The following is a 3,382-nucleotide window of genomic DNA, read 5'->3' as shown; positions in this document are numbered from 1 at the left end:
GTGAAACGGCGAAGAAACAGGAAAACTATGGCTGAACAGATCGCAAAGGCCGCTCCCGACTGGGAGCGCATCGAACTTGACTACCGCGCAGGCATCAAGACCCTGCGCCARATGGCAGCCGAGCACTACATCACCCACGGCGCGATCAACAAGCGAGCGAAGGCCAATGGATGGGAGCGTGACCTGTCCGAGAAGATCCGGCGCAAGGCTGACGCACTGGTATCCAAGGCACTGGTATCCACCGCGCGGTATCCAACGAATCCAAGGTTTCGGAGAAGCAGGTCATGAGGCGAATGTCCAGGCGATCGTGCAGGTCCGCCTCTCTCACCGCAGAGACATCCAGCGCAGCCGAAGCGTCCTGATGCGCCTGATGGACGAGATGGAGCWGCARGTYGGMCCCGAGAACGTYCAGYTRCTCGAAGAGCTSGGCGRSCTGCTGCGCMRSCCCGACGAGAACGGCCAGGACCGGCTGAACGACCTCTACCGCAAGATCATCAGSCTSCCCGGCCGCGCCAAGACCATGAAGGACATGGGCGAGACGYTGCGSGTKCTGGTCGSCCTSGAGCGCCAGGCWTTCGGCCTKGACGGCGCCGAGAMMGATCCCGATGCGCCAGGSGCAGGCAAGGCCCTCACGGACGCCGAGCGCGCTGTCCGGCTGTCCCGCTTCATCAATGGCAACCCGAGCGCCATGGCCGCGATCGCTGCCCTTGCAGACGGAAAGAACTGAGCCAGGCCTTCTTTGTCAGCACCGCGGACATGCTGGCCCCGGTGCACGTTCAGGCTTGTCGTCAGCAGACGGGTCCAGCGTCAAACACTTGCCTCCCGAACTCAATCCTGAGGCCAGCGGCGGCAAGGCCGCGAATGCGGGGCAGGCCAAGGTCGAGGCGCGCGATGCCAAGGCCGCGGCCAAGAAGCAAGCCACCACCAAGTGATCGGCTTTCGGCGTTTGATCTAAAAAGCGCCCGGCGCCGATCTCCAGGCGCGCCGCTTCGGGGGCCAGGCGTACAGCCGCTGTGGGCCCAGAGCTGCCTTTCAGGGCACGTAAAGGGAAGCCAGAAAGCAGTCGCTCAACGTTCGAGGTAACGGGCCGGGACGGTGAGGTTGCGCCACCTCCCTGCTCGGTGCCCCCGTGAATTTCGGGTTAAGCAGCGCCCACGTACTGTTGAAGCAAGGGACGTGCTCTTGACTGTAGGACGCGCTCGTAAACCGAGACGACGCCATCAATCAGGCCCGCAACCTCAGAATACGAGGCCGTGGGAACAATAGATTGCCAACCACCCACTTTCGTCCAATACCAATAGCCTCGCCCGACAACGCAGATCGCTCGAATGGCCGGCTCGGCAGCTTCGATCAACCCTTGATAGCGCTCAATCTCGTCCTTCTGCGAGAGGTCGGACTTAAAGGCAAAGAGACAGGGAATGACGTGCTCCGGCGACCCACCTGGAACGTGCAGGAGCTTCTCCAGCCTTCGAGCCTTTTCGTGCGTCTCGCGCAGCTCTTCGAGGGTCAATGTGCTCTTCACCTCCATTGTGAACAGCGTCGATTCGAGCGGAAACACGCCAGCGTCTTCGTCGACGAGAAGGCAGGGCATCGCGTTTCGACTGTAGATCACAACATCCTGCTCCGTTGACTGCTCGTCATAGGCGGTAATGACGACGCCGTGGCCGACTCCAATCGTCGGAGGAAGAAAGGGACGAAGGAGGGCTCGGACGAGCACCTCGCGAAGGGCGCCCTTGAGTCCAGCGTGGTTCATTTGGCCGAGAGCCTTGGCTGACGCCACCGCCCCAGCAACCCTCGCGGCAAATAGGTCTCTGAATACTTGATTCATGGGTAGAACCCCCTTGTCTGCCCAAGTTCGACATCAGCGGCAGCCGGACGCCAGCGCAGTTTCTTCGGGCAAGAGCGGCAGCCGATTGATCATGACAGACTTCTCGGAAGCTGACGTAGCCGAGTGGCGGCTCCTGGCCGATCGGGGTGCTCGCTGATGCACGCGCAGCGCTCGACGACTAGGAGCGCGAAATCGATCAGTTGCTGGTGTAGAGGATTGCCCTGGCGGATCACGCCCGAGGCTTATGCCGCGATGCGGAACTCGCGGAGTGGATCGCGGGCTGGTGGGCAGCCTACGGGATCGTCGTCTTCGTTTTCCATGGCGCCATGCTATGCGGCCGCCCGGGCGCCCGTGTCAGCCACCGACCTTCAAACGTGCAAGCACCGCCAGCCGGCGTAGTGCCTGGCGCGCGGCCGCCAGTTCGGGCGTCTTGCCGCCCTGCGCTTCGAGTTCGTTCAAGGCTTTCGAGATCAGGGCGACGTCGTCGGGCTTCGCCGCGACGCGCGGTACGGGGGCGAGCGTTTCCTCGTCCTCGGGCAGCACCTCGGCATCATCTGGCGCCTGCCATTTTTTGCTGCCCGTATAGGGGCGCGAGGTAGCCGCTCATCGACGTCTTCGTCAGCAGAGTGCCGCGGCGCCAGAACCGAAACTTCGCGCCCACGGACAGCTCAGCGAATGTCACTCTGCGTCCTTCCAGACCACAACGAACTCGGCAGCGCCACGCGCTTCGTCGCCGGCCTCGTGCCGCAGGATGACGCAGAGCGCCTCGAGCTCGTCTAGCCGCCACTCGCCGTCGAGCCAGGCGCAGCCCCCGCCGTCGGCGCTGGTGCGAGACAGCTTGCCCTTCGACCCCTGCGCGAGGATCTTCTTCGCCTGCTCGACCGAGATGCCCAGGGTGTCGGCGATTGACTCGCGGATCATGATGGCAGCTCCTTCGAGCTCATCGGACAGCTCCGGGCGCAGGTCGGTGTGCGAGGCGACATCCTTCGGGATCAGGTAGAGGCTCTCGGCTGCTTCGTCCATCAAATCGGCCATTTCGGCTAGATCCTGCCGTCGGAGGGTGCGCTTGGGGTCTTGGGGCTTCCTGGGCATGGCCAAGAATACCTTTGGCGCCGAAAACTGGACAAGAAAAAGCCCGCCGAAGCGGGCAAGACCCTTGAAGGTCGGAAGAGTCGTAATTCGCTGAAGTGGAGTGCGCTACTGAGCAGAGCCTGACTTTCCCGCAACGCGGGAGGGCTGAAGGTGCGGCACAGGGCCCCATCACCAAAACCGCCACCAGGGCCATTTGCTTGGATGGGCGTTCTCAAGCGGAGCAGCCAGCGTCGTTGCCCGGCCGAACCGGCGCCGCTCCAGCACCTCGCATGCAAGGGCGGCGATTCTGGCTTCGCCGTCTCCCTGCAGGCCCGCACCCTGAACTCATGGGCGCGTTGAAACAGTTCATCGTCGGGGAGTTTGGCAGGGGTCGGGGGCATGGGCCGATTTTGGCCGGTGACTGATCAAAGGCCCTCCGGGTGATCCCCGGGGGTCTGCCAGCTACGACCGCTCCATCGCTGC

At 63.3% G+C, this 3,382-nt stretch carries 3 protein-coding genes and 1 pseudogene; 1 reads left to right on the top strand and 3 read right to left on the bottom strand.

The genetic code is table 11. The features are described from left to right. Positions 1-288: pseudogene (locus tag AC1DY5_RS48080) on the top strand (hypothetical protein); the annotation flags it as partial. An 853-nt stretch (positions 289-1,141) separates the two neighbouring features. Here the strand turns inward: AC1DY5_RS48080 and AC1DY5_RS48075 are convergent. The 3 genes from AC1DY5_RS48075 to AC1DY5_RS48065 all read right to left on the bottom strand — a co-directional run bounded on the left by AC1DY5_RS48075 (position 1,142) and on the right by AC1DY5_RS48065 (position 2,863). After that, complete coding sequence (locus AC1DY5_RS48075) at positions 1,142-1,828, bottom strand: DUF6602 domain-containing protein (protein ID WP_478121407.1); 687 nt, start codon at positions 1,826-1,828, stop codon at positions 1,142-1,144. Positions 1,829-2,182: 354 nt separating this feature from the next. Beyond that, the gene (locus tag AC1DY5_RS48070; protein WP_478121406.1) at positions 2,183-2,371 is read right to left on the bottom strand and encodes a hypothetical protein; all 189 of its coding nucleotides are present in this window, start codon (positions 2,369-2,371) and stop codon (positions 2,183-2,185) included. A gap of 135 nt (positions 2,372-2,506) precedes the next feature. Then, a complete protein-coding gene (locus AC1DY5_RS48065) occupies positions 2,507-2,863 on the bottom strand; it encodes a hypothetical protein (RefSeq protein ID WP_478121405.1) in 357 nt (118 codons plus the stop codon). Positions 2,864-3,382 lie beyond the last annotated feature (519 nt).

Source organism: Variovorax sp. P4_D9 (assembly GCF_056401695.1).
The sequence above is the reverse complement of the archived record's forward strand: the minus strand, read 5'-3'. Positions and strand labels throughout refer to the sequence as shown.

Excerpts from the sequence above, each read along its gene's own strand:
- AC1DY5_RS48075 (WP_478121407.1), bottom strand. The coding sequence starts at position 1,828 with ATGAATCAAGTATTCAGAGACCTATTTGCCGCGAGGGTTGCTGGGGCG.
- AC1DY5_RS48065 (WP_478121405.1), bottom strand. The coding sequence starts at position 2,863 with ATGGCCGATTTGATGGACGAAGCAGCCGAGAGCCTCTACCTGATCCCG.